The organism is Klebsiella sp. 7-CIP_Kleb., assembly GCF_050378655.1.
Lineage (GTDB): Bacteria > Pseudomonadota > Gammaproteobacteria > Enterobacterales > Enterobacteriaceae > Klebsiella > Klebsiella quasipneumoniae.
Genome location: NZ_JBNRLJ010000001.1, coordinates 1,376,812 through 1,397,268 on the forward strand (window position 1 = coordinate 1,376,812; position 20,457 = coordinate 1,397,268).

Sequence of the window (20,457 nt, forward strand, 5' to 3'; positions counted from 1 at the left end):
GCATTGTTAACTAATTTTTTACATTAAGCCAATCGGGGAAGCGAAAAATTGCGAGCCAAAACACATTGAACGGAAAAGATAACGCCCCTTTCACGGGGCGTTAAGCGGAGGGATTAACGCAGACCCAACTGGAAGATCAGGGATTCGGCCTCACAGCTAAACACAAAATCGATATCCAGCTGTACGCCGCCGTCAACGTCGGCGAAGACGGGATTAATCTTGCACGGTTCAGATTCCACACTGCGGGCTTTTTCGCTCAGCGCGGCGAGCATTTGCTCTGCTTCCGCACGGTTGGCGAATACGCGGCTGTATGAGGCGGTGCAGTCGGTGTTGTCGACAATGGTCCCAACATCCATACAGCAGCAAACCGGGGTTTCATCAGCTCTACATTTACTCATCGTAGATTTCCTCTGGATATGCACCTGCGGTGCCAGACAATTTATGTGCCTATTTTACGCCCGCTCCCTGGTCTGCCTCCAGCCGATAATCGCCATCGCGGCGTTAAGTGACAGAAATCACACTTAAAAATGATCTAAAACAAAAATCACCTTTTCTCTCTCTCCTTCCCCCCGACAATTTTGCCAGCTGGATCGCGTTTCTGTTATCACAATTGAAAAACTTCATAAACAAACTTGCAACAACTCATCTGGTCAGACCTATACTCAGCGCACTGGTCTGATTTCTCTGTTGTACCGCAGACCCTACACTTCCGCGCTTCTGTTACGGCATGTAACATAGTTTAAAAAAAAATAACTCAATGAGGTTATGGGCATGAGCCAGAAAACCCGCTTTACCCAATCTGCCCTTGCAGTGGCTGTCGCACTTGTTTCCACCCAGGCCTGGTCAGCAGGCTTCCAGCTCAACGAATTCTCTTCATCAGGGCTGGGTCGGGCCTATTCCGGTGAAGGGGCTATCGCAGACGATGCAGGCAATGCCAGTCGTAACCCGGCATTAATTATGATGTTTGACCGTCCGACCATGTCGGCGGGCGCCGTTTTTGTCGATCCGGGCGTCAATGTCTCCGGGACTTCACCCACCGGCAAAAGCCTGAATGCAGACAATATCGCCCCGACGGCGTGGGTACCTAACTTCCACTTTGTCGCGCCGATTAACGATCAGTTTGGTTGGGGGGCGTCCATCACCTCCAACTACGGCCTGGCAACCGAATACAACGATGACTATGCCGCCGGCAGCATGGGCGGGAAAACCGACCTGACCACCGCGAACTTTAACCTGAGCGGCGCCTACCGTCTCGACAGCAACTGGAGCTTCGGCTTAGGCTTTGACGCGGTCTACGCTAAGGCGAAGATCGAGCGCTATGCTGGCGATCTGGGGCAGATTGTCGCTGGCTCGGGCGCGCTGCCGCCGGCGCTGGCGGGCCAGGTAGCGAAGATCCCGGCCGACACGCAGATCGCCCATCTTAACGGCAACGCCTGGGGCTTTGGCTGGAACGCCGGTATCCTCTACGAGCTGGATAAAAATAACCGCTACGGTTTAACCTACCGTTCCGAGGTCAAGATCGACTTCGACGGTAACTACCGCAGCAGCCTGCCGGCAGCCTATAACCAGATCCTCGGCAACTTCGGTCTGCCAGCAGGTACTAATGGCCAAACCACCGACGGTTCACTGACCCTTAACCTGCCGGAAATGTGGGAGCTGTCGGGTTATAACCGCGTAGCGCCGCAGTGGGCGGTCCACTACAGTCTGACCTACACCAGCTGGAGTCAGTTCCAGGAGCTGAAAGCCACCGGCAGCAACGGCCAGACGCTGTTCTATAAAGAGGAAGGCTTTAAGGACGCCTACCGACTTGCGTTGGGGACCACCTATTATTATGACGATAACTGGACCTTCCGCACCGGTATCGCCTTCGATGACAGCCCGGTACCAGCCAACAATCGCTCCATTTCCATTCCGGATCAGGATCGCCTGTGGCTGAGCGCGGGTACCACCTACGCGTTCAACAAGGATGCGTCGGTTGACGTCGGGATTTCCTATATGCACGGGCAGCATATTGAAATCAAGGAAGGCCCGTATACCTTCCGCTCCGAAGGGACCGCCTGGCTGTACGGCGCCAACTTCAACTACCGCTTCTGATAAGCGGCACACAACAAAAAAGGGTGAACATCATGTTCACCCTTTTTTTCTTTGCCGATTACTGTGAATCGATATCTTTCAGTTCATCCTGAATGGCGTGGGCGTTCGGATTGTCCGCCGGGGTCAGCTTACCGCCGTTGGCGATAAAGTCATGACGCTGGAAGTAAGCTTCACGCACCATAATGTAAGGATCGGAAGACTGGCGCAGCAGGCCGTCGGAATCCAGCAGCTGAGCGCGTGTTTCAATGCCTTCCACCGCCCATTTGCCGATCGACATCGGCCAGGTCAGCCAGGAGAGCACCGGATAGAGGCCATCGGCCATATCGCCGCCTTCGTCGCGCAGGGTAAAGCTGCCGTAGAATGGCAGTTGCACATACGGACCATAGCCGACGCCATAGTGGCCAAGCGTGCTGCCGAAACGATGCGGTTCAACGCGCTGCAGCTGCGGATTAGCCATCCCGGCGACATCGATCAGCCCCCCCATCCCGAGGATGGTGTTCAGGAAGAAGCGGGTAAAGTGGACCATCCCTTTATAGGGGTCGCCCTGCAGGAAGGAGTTCACCATCACCGCCGGCTCTTCCAGGTTGCTGGTGAAGTTACTTAAGCCATTGCGCGCCGGCTGCGGAACATAGTCACGCCATGCCACCGCGACGGGACGAAGCACGTAAGGATCAACCACGTTAAAGTTGAAATTGAACATCGTGCGGTTAAACCCTTCTAACGGGTCTGAGCGCCCCTGCGGCTGATCGCCAGAGCTGGAACTGGCACATCCCACCAGCAATGTGGCGCCAAGCGCAAGCGCCGACAGGCGATAATTCATAGATGTCTCCCTGGTTTTTATGGCTATCGCGAGTTGCCATCCATGACGGAAAGACAACGTTTCCGCCCGTAAAGATGTGAGCGATTGTAACAGCACGTTGAACGATGTCTATATCACCCAAGTTGTTGATTTGATCATAGCCTGGGAATAACGAGATCGCGGGGCTCCTATTCTAGCGGAGCGATAAAAATCTGGCGTAACCATTTTTGCGATTTAAGAGTATCCCCAGCCAGTCGCCAGGGAAAGCCGCTACGCTTTAACTAGATAACTTGTCAGCGAGGGCCGTGAAATGGATGAACCAGACGATAACAAATTAAAGCCTGCGGATGACGAACGCGAGGTCGAAAGTGAAGAAAAACAGCGCGGTGAAGAGATAGAAGTTGACGAAGATCGCCTTCCCTCTCGGGCGATGGCGATCCATGAACATATTCGCCAGGAAGGGGAAAAAGAGATGGAGCGCGATGCGCTGGCCCTGCTGTGGTCGGCGATTGCGGCCGGTCTGTCGATGGGCGCCTCCCTGCTGGCGAAAGGGATTTTTCACGTCAAGCTGGAGGGGATCCCTGGCGGATTTTTACTCGAGAACCTCGGGTATACCTTCGGCTTTATTATCGTGATTATGGCCCGCCAGCAGCTGTTCACGGAAAACACGGTCACCGCCGTACTGCCGGTGATGCACAATCCCACCCCCGGAAACGTCGGTTTGCTGATGCGGCTATGGTCGGTGGTACTGGCGGGCAATCTCATCGGCACCGCGGTGGCCGCATGGGCCTTCAATTATATGCCTGTTTTTGATGAGCCGACCCGCCAGGCCTTCGTCAGCATCGCCGAAGATGTGATGAAAAACAGCCCGACGGAGATGTTCGCCAATGCGATTATTTCCGGCTGGCTGGTCGCCACCATGGTCTGGATGTTTCCCCTTGCCGGCGCCGCCAAGATCGTGGTGATCATTCTGATGACCTGGCTTATCGCCCTGGCGGATACCACCCATATCGTGGTGGGCTCGGTAGAGATCCTCTATCTGGTATTTAACGGAAGCCTTCCCTGGAGCGACTTCATCTGGCCGTTCGCCCTGCCGACGCTGGCGGGAAATATCTGCGGCGGAACCTTCATCTTCGCGCTGTTGAGCCATGCGCAGATCCGTAACGACATGAGCAACAAGCGAAAAGCAGAAGCCCGCGCGCAGGCCGCCGGAAAAGCCAAAAACGCCGACCGGGCATAAAAAAAGCGCTCAGAATGGCGAGGGTTTAAGCAGTCAGACGGTATGGCACTTACTCAGGCGGGCGAAAAACGCTATACTCGTGCCGCCTTGTCCCCTTAGTTAAATGGATATAACGAGCCCCTCCTAAGGGCTAGTTGCAGGTTCGATTCCTGCAGGGGACACCACGCCCCTCCTGTTTTATGACGGATCCACGGCGATTTTTGATGATTTTTCTGCAGCTCCGGTAGATAGTTCACTCAAGCTAGTACCGACCTGATCATCAATGCCCCTCCCTGTTAACGCACAAAGTGATTTATTTATAGATATAAAACCCGTTGCGCCATTCCTCTTTTTAAAAAGAGGAAAACACCAGTGATCATTTTACAAATAAAATGAAAGACTCACAGGAAAAGAAGAGTTGTAAAACGTAATGATATCGTCAGCAGCAACCGCACGAAAAGCATACTACTCCCTCCTCACCGTCATTCACAATATTGATATTCACGATCATAACAACATAGTTTTCTTACCCTGACAGGTATGACCTAATGAACAGGCCTTCAGCCTCATCAACGCTCCGGACACCGTTGTTTTTTATTGTATCTATACTGGCGCTATTTTGCTTAATTAATTTTACCACAACCTACATTAACACGATAACGACCCCGGCGCCGTTGTTGTTTTACGGCATGACCCTTATTATTCTGATATTTTACTTTTTAATATCAATAACTATCGCTTTAAAATACTTAAGTGATAAACGCTGTCTGTTTCTCATACCAGTAGCCTGTGCCTTTATTGGCTCTGCCATAATGATGATTCTTGCGTTACAAAATTACAGCAAACTGTTTTATTGCAATCTCAACGACTCAATCTCATACAATGAATTTCTGCGGTATTACTTTTACCGCAACGCCTTAACACTCACCCAAATCATCACCGCGGCATTAGTATACAGATTTCGTTCTCATCGCCTGCTGGCCTCCCATAACCACATTATTATTACCTTTGCCTGCATAAGCCTTACTTTAGCTATCGTCCTGATTGTTGGATTTGCCTCAATGCACTTGTATGAACCAACGATACGCTTAGCCAGTAATATAATGGTTTACATGTGGACGCTCCTCTTTTTCACGACGATTGCATTAACCCGCTTCAGAAATATATTCTGGACAGGAATCTATTTTTACTGCTTCGTTTATATCTTAACCTTCTCTTTCTTAACAACCGCAGATGTCGCTAGCGAAAACACATGGTATAAAGCGAGGCTTTTCGAAACGCTGGGCACCCTGATCTTTATTATTATTATTTTCCTTAATGCGTTTAAGCTTTATCAATTATCCAACAATAAATATGAGAATGCCTATCAGAACTCGATTCATGATTATCTGACGCAGCTGTACAACCGTCGCTATTTTTACCTTGCGCTGACAAAAAAAATGCAACGGGTCTCTGTGCAAAAACCATTGTCTATCTTGTTATGCGACATCGATCATTTCAAACGCATAAATGACAAATATGGCCACTTTCAGGGAGATCTTGTTATTCAGTATGTAGCCTGGGTTCTTCAGGATCAGGTTCGAAGAGATGATATTGTGGCCAGAACAGGCGGCGAGGAATTTGCACTATTACTGCCTGACGTCGGCCAACAGCAGGCGCAACTCATCGCCGAGCGGATTCGCCAGGCTATTATCTCCCCAGGCGACGTCAGCAGCAGGGTTAAACTCCCCGAGAGCGTCACGATCAGTATCGGCCTTGCCACTACGGAGGATCCTAAAACGGTAGAGACTGAATTACTTAACCGCGCCGACGACGCCCTGTACCGGGCAAAAAAAGCAGGAAGGAATTGTGTGGTTGCCTGGCAGAAGTCCTCCTGTACTCGATAGCCTCGACAATTAACCGACAGCAACACACTTTCTGCGTACAATATCGCGTGGCCTGGGCGTCAACCTGCCGCCCTGCCGATTCAACACTCTCTGGACAACAAAGGAGCCAGGCGTTGGTATGAAACAGATCACCCTTAGCGATATGCAGCAGCAGAGCGAAGCGGCAGCCACTTCCCCGCGCTTACGTGCCCATCGCAATTTTCACCCTGAGCTGAGCGATCCGGTGCAGCGCCTGGCTATCGCTATGGAACCCGGCACCTATATCCGCCCGCACCGGCACCGACATACTTTTGAACTTTTGCTGTCGCTGAAAGGCCGCTTTGTGGTGCTAAATTTTGATGACCATGGCGTGATTACTAACCGGGTGGTGCTGGGTGAAACCTGCACGGCCCTGGAAATGGAGCCCGGCACCTGGCATACGGTGCTCTCACTTGACGCAGGAGGAATGGTATTTGAAGTCAAACAAGGCGCTTATCAGCCGCTTGCTGAAATCGACACCATGGACTGGGCGCCAGCCGAAGGGCAGCCGGGAACCGCGGAGATGATGGCCTGGTATGCCATCGCGCAGCCGGGGGATCGCTATCCCTCTGTCAGCCGATAAGCATGGCCGCCGCAAACGGATGCCGAGAGCGTCCGTTTGCGTTATCCCTGTCGTCATGGCATTTATCTCGAGAGCCGCATTTTCCTCATGCTGTGTTCTCCCTCGTCGGAGTCATTAATAAAAAATAACAAAAAAGTGTTGTATTCAGGCGCTAAGCAAACTATTTTTCTCGAGCGAAACAAATGATAGGATTACGCAGTCAAGTTAATATCTGACGTAACAATAAGAATAATCAACTTATCGATATAATATTCTCAACGTGAATGCTTTTCATTAATCAGGTCAGGGAGCCCAGGCAATAAAACGTGGCTGTTAGATGATTACGCCCAATACTAACCGCTATTTTTTTAGCAACAAAAAAACTTATGAATATAACAGAACGGAATATCTGGAAATTAAATAATTTACCGCCAATGGAGTATTGCTCTCTCCCCCGGGCGCAAAAATTATTAAACTGCGAAATTGAAGACATTCTTCACTGGCATGATATCGGCGCGATCAATCTATGCCTGAAGCTTAACCCGACGCGGGGAACATTAAAACTCGCCGTCCTTTCTCATCAGGAAAAAGAAGTAACCAGCACATTTAATCCACTCAATTCATCGGAGACGATGGAAACCTTCTGGTCGCCACACTCTCATGTCCATAGCATTCTGCGGCTTGATGGCGATATTCCCGTCATGGAAACCCTGCGCGGGAATACCGTCACGCAGTTCAACGTCAAGGTCACTGCGTCAGGTCTCTGGCATCCGCACAGCCGGAATTTAATGGCGTTACTGGAGGCGCCTGACGATATTCATCATGAAAACAGGCTCAGCATGATGCTGCCTGAGAAACCGTTTGTATATTGTCACTTCATTCCGCAGGAGGCAGAAAACCCCACCCTGTCATTGAACCGGCTCTATATTACCAGTCAGGCAATTGAGAAAATATTTGCCCATAGCATTAGCGCCCGACCGATGGATGTCACAAAAAATCCGCTACGGCAACAAACCGGTTATATCCATCAGGAATTAACCTCCCTTCCGCAAAGTGAGGTACTGCTGGAATTTATCCACGATCTAATTCAGTCCCATACTTTATTTAATGTGAAATTGCAGAAGATGGCTGAGCCAGACAAGACCCAGCTCTTTCATCACGTGCTGGAAAGGCTTAAGGAGGAAGTCATGCTGAGAGAGGATGTCCTGCCCGATGAGGCCGACTTCAGCAGCGCAACCCACCGTTAGTCCAGGCTCGCCGCCGAGCGACGCAGGCCGTCAGGCAGGAGGCAGGCGGTTTTCCTGCTCAAGCGTTAGCGCAATCTCCCGCGCCAGGGCGATAAATTCGCGTGCCGCGGCGCTCTGCCATGCATCCCTGCGCTGTAGCAAACAGGCCGTTCGCTGCAGCAGCGCAGGTTCGAGCTCAATAGCCACTACATCATCAAACTGCCCGGCGATCGCCGCCGGCAGCAGTGTCGCAAGGGGCGTGCGCCGAATGACCGACATAACGGCGCCGATAGAGTTGGCCTCCATCCGCACGTCAGGTTCGAGCCGATGACGACGGCAATAACGATCGATCTGCTCCCGGGTGGCAAACTCGCTGCTCAGTAAAATCAGCGGCTGCGCGTCGAGCGCCTGCAGCCGGAGCGCGCTCTCTCTGGCCAGAGGATGACTGCGGCTCACCACCAACGCGAGGGTTTCCGTCAGCAGCGGATGAACGACAATATCCCGGGAACGGCTTTCGTCAAAGGCAATGCCGACATCCAGTTCATCCTGCAGCAACATCGTTTCCATGCGCTCCTGGTTCATCTCCTGAATCAGCAATTTCACTCCGGGGTAGCGTCGATAGTAGTTTTCCACCAGCGGTCCCAGCATATAGGTGGTGAAGGTCGGCGTCATGGCAATGCGGAGTTTGCCACGCTGTAGATCCTCAGCGTCATGCAGAGCGCGCCGCCCTTCCTCAAGATCGCGTAACGCCCGGCGGGTATACTCCAGCCAGATCTCTCCGGCATCGGTTAACCGGGTATAACGGCCAGAACGGTCGAAAAGCTGAACCTCCAGCATGGCTTCAAGCTGGCGGATCTGCTGTGACAGCGCAGGCTGGGAGACGTGCAGCGCCGCGGCGGCGCGAGTAAAGCCACGGTGTTCTGCCACGGCGATAAAGTAGGAAAGATGGCGCAGGAGCATCCGCTTACCTATAAGTAATTCAACTAGGGTTAATCATAAATAAGTCTTTTAACTTATGAAACAAGTTACGTACCCTCTACGCACGACCCGTTGCCTTTTTTCCCCTGAACATCATCTTATGCAGGAGTGACTATGTCCGCTCACGATCGCTATCTCCAGCGCGCCCTAACGCTGGCAAACCACAACATCAGCCACGGCGGTCGTCCCTTTGGCGCCGTGCTGGTGCGCCATGACGAGGTTATCGCCGAAGCCGTCAATACCTTTCATCTAAGCGGCGACCCAACGGCGCATGCCGAACTAAATGCCGTCCGCGATATTGCCGCCAGGCTGGGGAGCGAGGTTCTGCGCGAGTGCGTTATCTACGCCAGCGGACAACCTTGCCCGATGTGTCTTAGCGCCCTCTATTTAACTGGCGTGCGGGAAGTGTTTTTCGCCAACAGCAATCAGGACGGAGAACCTTTCCAGCTATCTACCGCCGCGATTTATCAGCAGTTGCAGCAGCCGCTGGCGCAGCAGACGTTGCCGATCCATCATCGCCCGCAGCCGGAGGGGCTGGCAGTTTATCAGCGGTGGGCGGAACAGCAGCCATGAAAGCCGTATTGCGACAGAATCTGACGCTGGGGATCCTGGTGCTGATCGGCATAAATATGCGACCGCTGCTCACCTCCATCGGCCCTTTGCTTCCGGAGATCCGCGCCGCCAGCGGGATGAGCTATACCCTGGCCGCGCTACTGACCGCCCTGCCGGTGATAGCGATGGGCGTGCTGGCGCTGGCCGCCGGTTCGGTCGATCGTTATGTCGGTCAAAACCGTAGCATTGCGCTAAGCTTGCTGATTATCGCGGCGGGCGCCCTGCTGCGGGAAATCGCTCCGAATAGCGGCCTACTGCTCACCAGCGCCCTGGCCGGAGGCGTTGGCATCGGCATAATCCAGGCTGCCATCCCGGCGGTAATTAAGCGCTTGTTCGCCCGCCGGACGCCGCTGGTGATGGGGCTATGGTCAGCGGCGCTAATGGGCGGTGGCGGGTTAGGCGCTGCGTTTACGCCATGGCTGGCGTCGCATAGCACAGCATGGCGGGATGCGCTGGCCTGGTGGGCGCTCCCCGCCCTCCTCGCCCTGTTCAGCTGGCTGGCGATTTGTCGGCACCTGCCCCGCGCCCCGCATCAGACCAGCGCCGCGCCCCGGGTGGCGATTATTGGCCAGCGCCGCGCCTGGACGCTGGGACTCTATTTCGGACTGATCAACGCCGGCTACGCCAGTCTAATCGCCTGGCTGCCGCCCTACTATATGCAGCTTGGCGACAGCGCCCAGTACAGCGGCTCGCTGCTGGCGCTGCTGACGGTTGGGCAAACCGCGGGCGCGCTGCTGCTGCCGGCGCTGGCTCGCCAGGATGACCGGCGCCAGCTTCTGCTGCTTGCTCTGGCGCTACAGCTGATTGGGTTCTGCGGCTTCATCTGGCTGCCGCAGCACTTCCCAGCGCTTTGGGCCCTCGCCTGCGGCGTGGGTCTGGGCGGCGCGTTTCCCCTGTGCCTGGTGCTGGCCCTCGATCACGCCGGGCAACCGACGGTGGCCGGCCGGCTGGTAGCCTTTATGCAAGGTATCGGATTTATCATCGCCGGCCTGTCGCCCTGGCTTTCCGGCCTGCTGCGTAGCCTGAGCGGGAACTACACCCTTGACTGGTCCTGGCATGCGCTTTGTGTCCTGTTACTCATGGCGCTCACGCTGCGCTTTATCCCAGCGCACTACCCGGCCGAGTGGCGACAGCGCGCCTCTGATCTGCATTAAACCGGCGGCGCGTGGCAACGTGAAAGCCGCGCGCCAAGCCTGACTAGCCCCGCTAATCTCACTAACGAGAAACCCGTTTTGGTAGCGTCGCTGGCGCTAAATTTATTACCGGGCGAAATTAATGTGTCGCCGAATCACGACACCCGTAAGTAACTAAAAATTAATAAAAAAATGCCCCTTGTTTCCCTGATTTTTTAGGCGTACATTAGCGCCATCTGGAGCATTAAACGCACAGAATTGCGAGCTGCCGCAGGGTGAGATTTCACCGGCGACAGCCCTTGAAAAACAGAACAATTAATTCATTTGAACGTCGTATAAGCGCGTGGAGTGATGAGTCGTGAAATACTTCTTTATGGGTCTCTCTTTTATGGTCATCGTTTGGGCCGGTACTTTTGCCCTGATGATCTAGACTGCAGCGGTGTCAAAAAAACGGGAGCCCACAGGCTCCCGTTTTTGTTATAGCGTATTCGCCGAAGCGCTAGCTCGCGGCGGGCAGTAAGCCATCCGCGCGGAACATCGCCTTGATGCCGCGGATCGCCTGACGCGTCCGGTCCCGGTTCTCGATCAGCGCGAAGCGGACATGGGTATCGCCATAATCGCCAAAGCCAATCCCCGGAGAGACGCAAACCTTAGCTTCGTTAAGCAGCTTTTTCGCAAACTCCAGCGAGCCCATGTCGGCATAAGGTTCCGGAATTTTCGCCCAGACGTACATGGACGCCTTCGGACACTCAACCATCCAGCCGGCCTCGTGGAGCCCTTTCACCAGCACATCGCGGCGGCGCTTATACTGTTCCGCGATATCCCGCACGCATTGCTGATCGCCCTCCAGGGCCGCTATCGCCGCCACCTGCAGCGGCGTAAACGTGCCGTAGTCATGGTAGCTTTTGATGCGGGCGAGCGCGTTCACCAGGGTCTTATTGCCGACCATAAAGCCAATTCGCCAGCCGGCCATGTTATAGCTTTTCGACAGGGTAAAGAACTCGACGGCGACATCGCGCGCGCCAGGCACCTGCATAATGGAGGGCGCTTTCCAGCCGTCATACACGATATCGGCATAGGCCAGATCGTGGACGACCAGGATGTCATACTGCTTCGCCAGGGCGACAACCTTTTCAAAGAAATCCAGCTCGACGCACTGCGCGGTCGGATTCGAGGGAAAGCCAAGGATCATCATCTTCGGCTTCGGATAGCTCTCGCGGATGGCGCGTTCCAATTCGTTAAAGAAATCCACCCCTTCCACCAACGGCACCGAGCGCACCTGCGCCCCGGCAATCACCGCGCCGTAGATATGGATCGGATAGCTGGGGTTCGGCACCAGCACGGTGTCGCCATGATCCAGCGTCGCCAGCATCAGGTGCGCCAGCCCCTCTTTCGAACCAATGGTGACAATCGCTTCCGATTCCGGATCGATATCGACGTTATAGCGTTCTTCATACCAGCGCGAAATAGCGCGACGCAGGCGTGGGATCCCCCGCGAGGTAGAGTAACCATGGGTGTCAGGCCGCTGCGCGACGGTGCAGAGTTTTTCCACGATATGCGGCGGCGTCGCGCCATCGGGATTGCCCATACTGAAATCGATAATATCTTCGCCGCGCCGGCGCGCAGCCATTTTCAGTTCGGCAGTAATATTAAAAACGTACGGGGGGAGACGATCGATACGCGTAAAACGGCGTTCAGGACTGGATTCAGCCATAGGTTCCTCTGATTAACGTTAGCGCCCGGACCGTCCGAGCGACGCTGCCGCTGTTGCGGCTCGTTTAGAAAATAACCTGAAAAAAAACACGTTGTCGAGTGCCCTGACGAAAAATAATCACTGGCGTTAAAAACGGGTATCGTCTGCGCTAAATACGGCAATACGCCGCGGGATGAATACCGTTTTGTATGCAAGTGGTAACATATTGATATCTTTTCTATCACGGGTATTTATCGTTTCCTCTGGCGTCTAGCGGTTTGTCGCCTTGCCATGATTCAATCCCCTTTTAAAAGTGTGCCTTTTCCTCATTATTTTTCTGCGGCTGGTCTTCTGTCGTCAGGTTTTTTATCATGTCCTTTTCTGGCCATTGACGCGGCGCACCCATGCACGAAATCTTTACTATGATGCTGGCGGTCTATGATCGTGCGGCCCTGATGCTTATTTGCCTGTTTTTCCTTATTCGCCTCCGCCTGTTCCGCGAACTGCTGCATAAATCAGCGCATACGCCGAAAGAGCTGCTGGCTGTCACCGCCATCTTCTCGCTGTTCGCGCTCTTCAGTACCTGGTCCGGTGTGCCGGTGGAAGGATCGCTGGTAAACGTGCGCATCATCGCCGTGATGTCCGGCGGGATCCTGTTTGGCCCATGGGTGGGAGCCATTGTCGGGGTGATTGCCGGTGTGCACCGCTATCTGATTGATATTGACGGCGTGACCGCCGTACCCTGCTTTATCACCAGCATCATCGCCGGTCTGCTGTCGGGGTTGATTAACCGCAAGGTGGCCCGCGATCAACGCTGGAAAATCGGCATTCTGGCCGGCATGCTCTGCGAGACCCTGACCATGATCCTGGTGATAGTTTGGGCGCCCTCTCTGAGCCTCGGCCTGGATATCGTCTCGAAAATTGGTATCCCGATGATCCTTGGCAGCGTCTGCATCGGCTTTATCGTGCTGCTGGTGCAGAGCGTGGAAGGGGAAAAGGAGGCCAGCGCCGCGCGGCAGGCGAAACTGGCGCTCGACATTGCCAACAAAACCCTGCCGCTGTTCCGTCAGGTCAACAGCGATTCTCTGCGCCAGGTTTGCGACATCATCCGCCGCGACATTACCGCCGACGCGGTGGCAATCACCAATACGGAACACGTGTTGGCCTACGTGGGCGTCGGTGAAGCCAACTATCAACACCATGACGATGTCATCAGCCCCACTACCCGACAGGCCATTCGTTATGGAAAGATCATTATAAAAAACAATGACGAAGCCCACCGCACGCCGGAGATCCACTCCTTAATGGTCATCCCGCTGTGGGAAAAGGGGGTGGTCACCGGCACGCTAAAAATCTATTACTGCCACGCCCATCGCATCACCTCGACGCTGCAGGAGATGGCGATAGGCCTGTCACAAATCATCTCCACCCAGCTGGAGGTTTCCCGCGCCGAACAGCTGCGGGAGATGGCCAACAAAGCGGAGCTGCGCGCTCTGCAAAGCAAGATTAACCCACACTTTTTATTCAATGCCCTGAACGCGATCTCCTCCTCGATTCGCCTTAATCCGGACACCGCGCGCCAGCTCATTTTTAATCTGTCGCGCTATCTGCGCTATAACATCGAATTAAAAGACGATGAGCAGATCGATATCAAACGAGAGCTGTATCAGATCAAAGATTACATCGCCATTGAACAGGCGCGATTCGGCGACAAACTGACGGTCATCTATGATATTGACGACGACGTCAGCTGCGTGATCCCGAGCCTGCTTATCCAGCCCCTGGTGGAAAATGCCATTGTGCACGGCATTCAGCCATGTAAAGGGAAAGGGGTGGTGACGATCGGCATCAATGAGTGCGGCAATCGGGTTCGCATCAGCGTTCGCGACACTGGCAACGGCATCGATCCCGCCGTGGTCGCCCGCGTGGAAGCCGATGAAATGCCAGGTAACAAAATCGGCCTGCTCAACGTTCATCATCGGGTGAAACTGCTCTACGGCGAGGGGCTGCATATCCGCACCCTGACGCCAGGAACGGAAATCGCCTTTTATGTCCCCAATCACTCTACGCCGCAGGCGCTGACGGAGTCTCTGTTGTCATGAGCGGAGAAAAGATGAAAGTTATCATTGTGGAGGATGAGTTTCTGGCCCAACAGGAGCTCTCCTGGCTTATCAACACCCACAGCCAGATGGAGATCGTCGGCAGCTTTGACGACGGTCTGGACGTGCTGAAATTTCTCCAGCACAACAAGGTCGACGCCATCTTTCTCGATATCAATATTCCGTCGCTGGATGGCGTTCTGCTGGCGCAGAACATCAGCCAGTTCGCCCATAAGCCTTTTATCGTTTTTATCACCGCGTGGAAAGAACACGCCGTGGAAGCCTTTGAGCTTGAGGCGTTTGACTACATTCTGAAGCCCTACCAGGAGTCGCGCATCATCAATATGCTGCAGAAGCTGACCGCCGCCTGGCAGCAGCAAAATAACGCCGCCTCCGGGCTAGCCAGCGCGGCGCCTCGGGAAAACGACACCATCAATCTGATAAAAGATGAGCGGATCATCGTCACCAGTATCCATGATATCTATTATGCAGAGGCGCACGAGAAGATGACCTTCGTCTACACTCGCCGGGAGTCTTTCGTCATGCCGATGAACATTACCGAATTCTGCAGCAAACTGCCCACCGCACATTTCTTTCGCTGTCACCGCTCGTACTGTGTGAATCTCAGCAAAATTCGTGAAATTGAGCCATGGTTTAACAATACCTACGTGCTACGCCTGCGCGACCTGGAGTTTCAGGTTCCGGTCAGTCGCAGTAAAGTGAAAGAGTTTCGCCAGCTGATGAATCTGTAGACGACGGGGAGCCCCGCCTTGCCGGGCTACGGCGGTAGCCCGGGAGGAATGCGCTTACAGCACCTGACCCAGCGTCTGACGCAGATGCGCGCCGGAGCCCAGCAGGCCTGGGTTGTCATGCACGATCAGGTAAACCGGGATATCCTGGACATAGGCTTTAAATCGGCCTTTGTCCTCAAAACCGCCGCGGAAGCCGGAGGCTTTAAAGAACTCCAGGAAGCGCGGCACGATGCCGCCGGCGATATACACGCCGCCAAACGTCCCCAGGGTCAGCGCCAGGTTTCCACCGAAGCGCCCCATAATGACGCAGAACAGCGACAGCGCCCGGCGACAGTCGGTGCAGCTATCCGCCAGCGCCCGCTCGGTGACCTCACGCGGCTGCAGGTTCTCCGGCAGTCGACCATCCGATTTGACTATCGCGCGATAGAGGTTGACCAGACCAGGCCCCGAGAGCACGCGTTCTGCGGAGACGTGCCCCAGTTCAGCGCGCAGCTCTTCCAGAATAATGCCCTCTTCTTCACTGTTCGGCGCAAAATCGACATGGCCGCCTTCGCCTGGCAGGCTGACCCAGCGCTTATCAACGTGCACCAGATGGGCTACGCCCAGCCCGGTTCCGGCGCCATAAACGGCGATCGGTTTGCCGGCTACCGGCGCGCTGCCGCCGAACTGAATCAGGTGCTCAGCTTTCAGCATCGGGATGGCCATTGAAACGGCGGTGAAATCGTTAATAATCTCCAGGTGCGCAAAGCCAAGGTTGCGCTTCATCTCGGCGATGGAGAAGGCCCAGGTATGGTTGGTCATCGCCACCCAGTCGCCGGTGATCGGGCAAGCGATGGCGATACAGCCTTCGCTGACGGTCACCTGATGCTCCTCGAGATAGACGCGCACCACCGCCTCCAGACTGGGGTAATCGAGCCCGGAATAGGTCTTTGCACGAGAGATCTCTCCGCTCGCCAGATCACACAGCGCCAGGCGGGCGTTGGTCCCCCCGACATCTCCTACTAAAGCAAATTTTGTCATTCCGTTACGGCTCCGCTAAAGTCAAAATAAATCTTTTGGCACACTGTAAATTCATGGCGGCTTAACAACAACGTCCAACTCGCGGACGCCCCTTGTTTAGCGACACAGGTCACATTTAGTTTGTAATCAATGCAAAGTAGCCTATTAACGAGGCCACGGGTATCAGACGCCGCCTTAACTTTATCGTTTCAGCACCATTTGCATCGACGATCCCCGTCGACAAAGGCAAAGTAGTGCTCCTGAACTTTAACAAGGACATTTTCATGCTCCATCCTCGCGCCAGAACAATGCTGATCCTGTCGGTGCCAGCTATTCTGATTGGCATCGCCTCCAGTTTGATCCTGATCGGCGCGATGAAAGTTGCCGCGTTGCTGCAGCGCTTCCTGTGGAGCAATCTGCCTGTGCAGTTTGGGGTGAGCGCCGACAACCCGCTGTGGATCATCGCCATTCTCACGGCGACGGGGATCGCGGTGGGCCTGGTCGTCCGTTACAGCCCGGGGCACGCCGGGCCGGACCCGGCGACCGAGTCGTTAATCGGCGCGCCTATTGCCACCGGCGCGCTGCCCGGGCTGCTGGCGGCGCTGATCCTTGGCCTCGCCGGCGGCGTCAGCCTGGGCCCGGAGCATCCAATTATGGTGGTGAATATTGCGCTGGCCGTCGCCGTCGGCTCCCGACTGTTCCCCCGGGTCAGCTCTCTGGACTGGACCATTCTCGCAGCCTCAGGCACCATCGGCGCCCTCTTCGGCACCCCGGTGGCCGCCGCGCTGATTTTTTCGCAAACCCTGAACAGCAGCAACGAGTCGCCGCTGTGGGATCGTCTGTTTGCCCCGATGCTTGCCGCCGCCGCGGGCGCGCTGACGACCGGGCTGTTTTTCCACCCCCACTTCACGCTGCCGATCGCGCACTATAGCCAGATGCACTTCGTCGATATCGTCAGCGGCATGATCGTCGCCCTGATCGCTATCGCTGTCGGTATGGTCGCCGTCTGGTGTCTGCCGCGCCTGCACACGCTGATGCATCGCCTGAAAAACCCAATCCTGACGCTGGGCCTCGGCGGCTTGCTGTTAGGGATCCTTGGAACCATTGGCGGACATTTAACGCTGTTTAAGGGGCTGGATGAGATGCAGCAGTTGGCCTTCAGCCAGACGCTGACCGCCTCGGATTATCTGCTCATTGCGCTGGTCAAACTGGCTGCGCTGGTTCTCGCCTCGGCCTGCGGCTTTCGCGGCGGGCGGATTTTCCCCGCGGTCTTCGTCGGCGTGGCGCTGGGGCTGATGCTGCATGCCCACGTGGACGCCGTGCCGGCGGCAATTACCGTCTCCTGCGCGATCCTCGGCATGGTGCTGGTCGTCACCCGCGACGGCTGGCTGAGCCTGTTTATGGCCGCTGTGGTGGTTCCGGACACCACGCTGCTGCCGCTGCTGTGCATTGTGATGCTCCCGGCCTGGCTGCTGCTGGCCGGGAGGCCCTTAATGATTGCCAGACACCATACCGACTAAACGCGGCTGTTTCGTTCCTCCAGCGCCTGCGTCACCGCGCGCAGGAAATCGGGGATATCCATTTTCGGCAGCATCACTTCCACCAGGGTGAGAGTATCGGAGGTGATACTCTCCGCCATCGCCTCCCGTAGCTCAGCAGTGTGCGTAACCCGCCAGCAGCGCGAGGCAACGTCCGGGGCGAAGGCTTCCGGCAGGCGCCGCCAGTCCCACAGGGCAATATCATTGTAGCGCTGCTCCGGACCGTGAATCGCCCGTTCTACGGTATACCCTTCGTTATTCAGCAGCAGAATAAGCGGCTTTTGTTTATCGCGCAGCATAGAGCCCATTTCCTGAATCGTCAGCTGGGCGGCGCCATCGCCGACGATCAGCACCACCCGCCGCTCTGCCGCCGCGGTTTGCGCGCCATAGGCGGCCGGGAGGGTAAAACCAATCGATCCCCACAGCGGCTGGACGATCAGCGATGCCTCAGAGGGGAGCTTAAGCGCCGCGATGCCAAATGCCGCCGTCCCCTGATCGGCGAGGATAATATCGCCGGGGCGCAGCGCATCCTGCACTGTCGACCAGAAATTCTTCTGGGTTAACTCGCCTTCGCCCTCCTCTTCCACTTCCGGCGCCACGACCTGAGGCGCCGCCCACTCCGCCGCCAGCGGTGCGGAAAGGGACATCAGCGCAGCCAGGGCTTGATCCATCGGCACGCCGCTGAACCAGTGATCGCCCACCCTGACCGCGAAAGGCTGGATCTCTATCGTCTTCTCCCGCGCCAGATGCTGGGTGAACCCTGCGGTGATAGTGTCGGTGAAGCGCGTACCAATGCAGATGATGGTGTCGGCGTTTTCGATAGCCTCCCGGGTCTGAGGCGCGCTGGCGATGCCGCTGTAGGTGCCGACAAAACCTCTCTGCTGCTCATCGAACAGCCCCTTGCCCATGAGCATGGTGGCGTGGGCGACGGGGGTTTTCGCTACCCACTCCCGGAGCGTGTTCTGCAGGCCATAGCGTTGCGCGAGGAAGTCCGCCAGCAGGGAAATGCGTCGACTGCCCCGCAGCAGGCGGCTGGCATGTTCGCAGAATCCGGCGAGCTGGTTTTGATCCGCCGGAGCGGCCTCCACCAGCAAGCGCTGCGCTGGGGCAATCGCTGCCGCTCTGGCGACATCGGCCGGCAACATCAGATAGCCGGGTCGATGATGCGTCAGCATATCGCGCAGAACACGGTCGATTTCATGGCAGGCGTTGCCAGCGGTCAGCAGCGCCTGGCTACAGGTGATCTGCTCGCTCATTCGCGCAAAATGGCGGAAATCGCCGTCACCCAGGGTGTGATGCAGCAGTTCGCCGCGCTGCTGAGCACCAGTGGAGGGCGCACCGACGATATGTAATACCGGAATATGCTCCGCATAGCTTCCCGCCACGCCGTTCAGGGCGCTTAGTTCGCCGACGCCGTAGGTTGTTAGTAACGCGCCGGCCCCCTTAATGCGTGCGTAACCGTCAGCAGCATAGGCCGCATTCAGCTCGTTGGCGCAGCCGACCCACCCCAAGGCGCTGTGCGCAATGACGCGATCGAGAAACTGTAAGTTGTAATCTCCTGGTACGCCGAACAAGCGGTCAATACCGCAGTCAACGAGGCGATCCAGCAGATAATCCCCAATAGTGTAGGTCGGTTGCATGTCCATTATCCTCATTTTGGTGCAGGTGTAATTTGAGTATTGAATAAGCGATCCGCCTGTCCAGAAGGGGGACGATAAAGCCGGTGTAAAGCAATAGTTACGCCTAAAAAGCGGTGTACTCCACGCAAAACATTGATTAGTGTAAACGTATACACACCTTGTTTTATCTGCGGAGGAAGAATGGTTTACCAGGCAAGCACCACGCGATATCAAACGATGGCCTATCGTCGCTGCGGGAGCAGCGGCCTTCAGCTCCCGGCTATTTCTCTCGGTCTGTGGCATAACTTTGGCGATGAAACGCGGGTGGAAACCAGCCGGCAGATGCTCCTGCACGCGTTTGATCTCGGCATTACCCATTTCGACCTGGCCAATAATTATGGGCCGCCGCCGGGCTCGGCGGAGAGCAATTTTGGCCGCATCCTTAAAGAGGCCCTCCTGCCCTATCGCGATGAGTTGATCATCTCCACCAAAGCGGGTTACACCATGTGGGACGGCCCTTACGGCGACTGGGGTTCACGCAAATACCTGGTGGCCAGTCTGAACCAGAGCCTGCGGCGCATGGGGCTGGAGTATGTCGATATTTTTTATCATCACCGCCCGGACCCGGAGACACCGCTGACGGAAACGATGCGCGCGCTCGATCATCTTGTCCGCCAGGGTAAAGCGTTGTACGTCGGCCTCTCTAACTATCCGCTCGCCCAGGCGCGAGAAGCGGTGAAAATCCTTAACGACCTCGGCACCCCCTGCGTCATTCACCAGCCTCGCTACTCCATGTTTGAACGCGGTGTGGAAGAGGGATTACTGGATTTTTTGCAGACCGAAGGGGTGGGAAGTATAGCGTTTTCACCGCTGGCCGGCGGGCAGCTAACCGACCGCTATCTTAACGGCATTCCGGCAGACTCACGCGCCGCCAGCAGCAGTCGTTTTCTGCAGCCGGAGCAACTGACCCGCGCCAAATTAGAAAAAATTCGTCAGCTGAATACGCTGGCGGAAGCCCGCGGGCAGAAGCTGTCGCAGATGGCGCTGGCCTGGGTGCTGCGCGAGGAGAAAGTCACCTCCGTGCTGATCGGCGCCAGCAAAACCGCCCAGCTGGATGATGCGGTTGGGATGCTGAAAAACCGTCATTTCAGCGCCGAGGAGTGCGCGGCGATTGATGCCATCCTGGCGCTGTAAAGCAAATGTTACTTTAGCAAAAAGTGCTCTTTTCTG

Annotated in this window: 19 protein-coding genes and 1 tRNA gene; 13 read left to right on the top strand and 7 right to left on the bottom strand. The window is 55.6% G+C overall.

Annotation, left to right across the window (positions count from 1 at the left end; all coding sequences use genetic code 11):
- Positions 1-113: 113 nt before the first annotated feature.
- Positions 114-398 carry a YfcZ/YiiS family protein gene (locus tag ACQUTI_RS06675; RefSeq protein ID WP_428923224.1) on the bottom strand — a complete coding sequence of 95 codons (285 nt, stop codon included), beginning with the start codon at positions 396-398 and terminating at the stop codon, positions 114-116.
- A gap of 373 nt (positions 399-771) precedes the next feature.
- Between ACQUTI_RS06675 and fadL the strand changes: the two genes are divergently transcribed.
- A complete protein-coding gene (gene fadL, locus ACQUTI_RS06680) occupies positions 772-2,094 on the top strand; it encodes a long-chain fatty acid transporter FadL (RefSeq protein ID WP_428923225.1) in 1,323 nt (440 codons plus the stop codon).
- A 58-nt stretch (positions 2,095-2,152) separates the two neighbouring features.
- Here the strand turns inward: fadL and mlaA are convergent, their stop codons facing one another.
- Entirely contained in the window at positions 2,153-2,914 is a 762-nt protein-coding gene (gene mlaA, locus ACQUTI_RS06685) for a phospholipid-binding lipoprotein MlaA (RefSeq protein WP_135698868.1), read from the bottom strand.
- Between the two features lie 289 nt (positions 2,915-3,203).
- On the opposite strand from mlaA, the gene ACQUTI_RS06690 reads away from it, so the two are divergent.
- From ACQUTI_RS06690 to ACQUTI_RS06710, 5 genes are all read left to right on the top strand, one after another.
- Complete coding sequence (locus ACQUTI_RS06690) at positions 3,204-4,133, top strand: formate/nitrite transporter family protein (RefSeq protein ID WP_004201800.1); 930 nt, start codon at positions 3,204-3,206, stop codon at positions 4,131-4,133.
- Between the two features lie 89 nt (positions 4,134-4,222).
- Positions 4,223-4,297 (top strand) — tRNA-Arg (locus tag ACQUTI_RS06695).
- Positions 4,298-4,660: 363 nt separating this feature from the next.
- Positions 4,661-5,998, top strand: a complete 1,338-nt coding sequence (locus ACQUTI_RS06700; protein WP_114508333.1) for a sensor domain-containing diguanylate cyclase — start codon at positions 4,661-4,663, stop codon at positions 5,996-5,998.
- 118 nt (positions 5,999-6,116) lie between these two features.
- Positions 6,117-6,599, top strand: a complete 483-nt coding sequence (locus ACQUTI_RS06705) for a WbuC family cupin fold metalloprotein (RefSeq protein ID WP_043520206.1) — start codon at positions 6,117-6,119, stop codon at positions 6,597-6,599.
- A 365-nt stretch (positions 6,600-6,964) separates the two neighbouring features.
- Entirely contained in the window at positions 6,965-7,825 is an 861-nt protein-coding gene (locus tag ACQUTI_RS06710; RefSeq protein WP_100051214.1) for a hypothetical protein, read from the top strand.
- A gap of 30 nt (positions 7,826-7,855) precedes the next feature.
- Here ACQUTI_RS06710 and cynR read toward each other — a convergent pair whose 3' ends face one another.
- Positions 7,856-8,764 carry a transcriptional regulator CynR gene (cynR, locus tag ACQUTI_RS06715; RefSeq protein ID WP_108433474.1) on the bottom strand — a complete coding sequence of 303 codons (909 nt, stop codon included), beginning with the start codon at positions 8,762-8,764 and terminating at the stop codon, positions 7,856-7,858.
- Positions 8,765-8,896: 132 nt separating this feature from the next.
- On the opposite strand from cynR, the gene ACQUTI_RS06720 reads away from it, so the two are divergent.
- The 3 genes from ACQUTI_RS06720 to ypdK all read left to right on the top strand — a co-directional run bounded on the left by ACQUTI_RS06720 (position 8,897) and on the right by ypdK (position 10,957).
- Positions 8,897-9,355, top strand: a complete 459-nt coding sequence (locus ACQUTI_RS06720) for a nucleoside deaminase (RefSeq protein ID WP_049116661.1) — start codon at positions 8,897-8,899, stop codon at positions 9,353-9,355.
- Positions 9,352-10,548 (top strand): CynX/NimT family MFS transporter, encoded by a 1,197-nt coding sequence (locus ACQUTI_RS06725; RefSeq protein WP_004202032.1) that lies wholly within the window; start codon positions 9,352-9,354, stop codon positions 10,546-10,548. The genes ACQUTI_RS06720 and ACQUTI_RS06725 overlap by 4 nt, the downstream gene beginning before the upstream one ends.
- A gap of 337 nt (positions 10,549-10,885) precedes the next feature.
- Positions 10,886-10,957, top strand: coding sequence for a membrane protein YpdK (ypdK, locus tag ACQUTI_RS06730; protein ID WP_099119320.1), 72 nt, complete (start codon positions 10,886-10,888; stop codon positions 10,955-10,957).
- 69 nt (positions 10,958-11,026) lie between these two features.
- Here the strand turns inward: ypdK and alaC are convergent, their stop codons facing one another.
- Both alaC and ACQUTI_RS06740 read right to left on the bottom strand, forming a co-directional pair.
- Positions 11,027-12,241 (bottom strand): alanine transaminase, encoded by a 1,215-nt coding sequence (alaC, locus tag ACQUTI_RS06735; protein WP_004202031.1) that lies wholly within the window; start codon positions 12,239-12,241, stop codon positions 11,027-11,029.
- Positions 12,242-12,527: 286 nt separating this feature from the next.
- Positions 12,528-12,626 carry a hypothetical protein gene (locus tag ACQUTI_RS06740; protein ID WP_032428955.1) on the bottom strand — a complete coding sequence of 33 codons (99 nt, stop codon included), beginning with the start codon at positions 12,624-12,626 and terminating at the stop codon, positions 12,528-12,530.
- On the opposite strand from ACQUTI_RS06740, the gene ACQUTI_RS06745 reads away from it, so the two are divergent.
- Together ACQUTI_RS06745 and ACQUTI_RS06750 are read left to right on the top strand one after the other, a co-directional pair.
- Positions 12,625-14,322, top strand: a complete 1,698-nt coding sequence (locus ACQUTI_RS06745; RefSeq protein ID WP_023318840.1) for a sensor histidine kinase — start codon at positions 12,625-12,627, stop codon at positions 14,320-14,322. The genes ACQUTI_RS06740 and ACQUTI_RS06745 overlap by 2 nt on opposite strands.
- Positions 14,323-14,333: 11 nt before the next feature.
- Positions 14,334-15,071, top strand: coding sequence for a LytR/AlgR family response regulator transcription factor (locus tag ACQUTI_RS06750; RefSeq protein WP_004202028.1), 738 nt, complete (start codon positions 14,334-14,336; stop codon positions 15,069-15,071).
- A gap of 54 nt (positions 15,072-15,125) precedes the next feature.
- On the opposite strand, the gene glk is transcribed toward ACQUTI_RS06750, so the two are convergent.
- Entirely contained in the window at positions 15,126-16,091 is a 966-nt protein-coding gene (gene glk / locus ACQUTI_RS06755; RefSeq protein WP_004202027.1) for a glucokinase, read from the bottom strand.
- 263 nt (positions 16,092-16,354) lie between these two features.
- Here glk and ACQUTI_RS06760 point away from each other — a divergent pair, with 263 nt between their 5' ends.
- On the top strand, positions 16,355-17,590 hold the full coding sequence (locus tag ACQUTI_RS06760) for an ion channel protein (protein ID WP_023318842.1): 1,236 nt from the start codon (positions 16,355-16,357) through the stop codon (positions 17,588-17,590).
- On the opposite strand, the gene ACQUTI_RS06765 is transcribed toward ACQUTI_RS06760, so the two are convergent.
- Positions 17,587-19,248, bottom strand: a complete 1,662-nt coding sequence (locus tag ACQUTI_RS06765) for an alpha-keto acid decarboxylase family protein (protein ID WP_004202025.1) — start codon at positions 19,246-19,248, stop codon at positions 17,587-17,589. The two genes, ACQUTI_RS06760 and ACQUTI_RS06765, sit on opposite strands and share 4 nt — an antisense overlap.
- Positions 19,249-19,428: 180 nt before the next feature.
- Here ACQUTI_RS06765 and mgrA point away from each other — a divergent pair, with 180 nt between their 5' ends.
- On the top strand, positions 19,429-20,421 hold the full coding sequence (gene mgrA / locus ACQUTI_RS06770; RefSeq protein ID WP_049093298.1) for an L-glyceraldehyde 3-phosphate reductase: 993 nt from the start codon (positions 19,429-19,431) through the stop codon (positions 20,419-20,421).
- Positions 20,422-20,457: the final 36 nt, after the last annotated feature.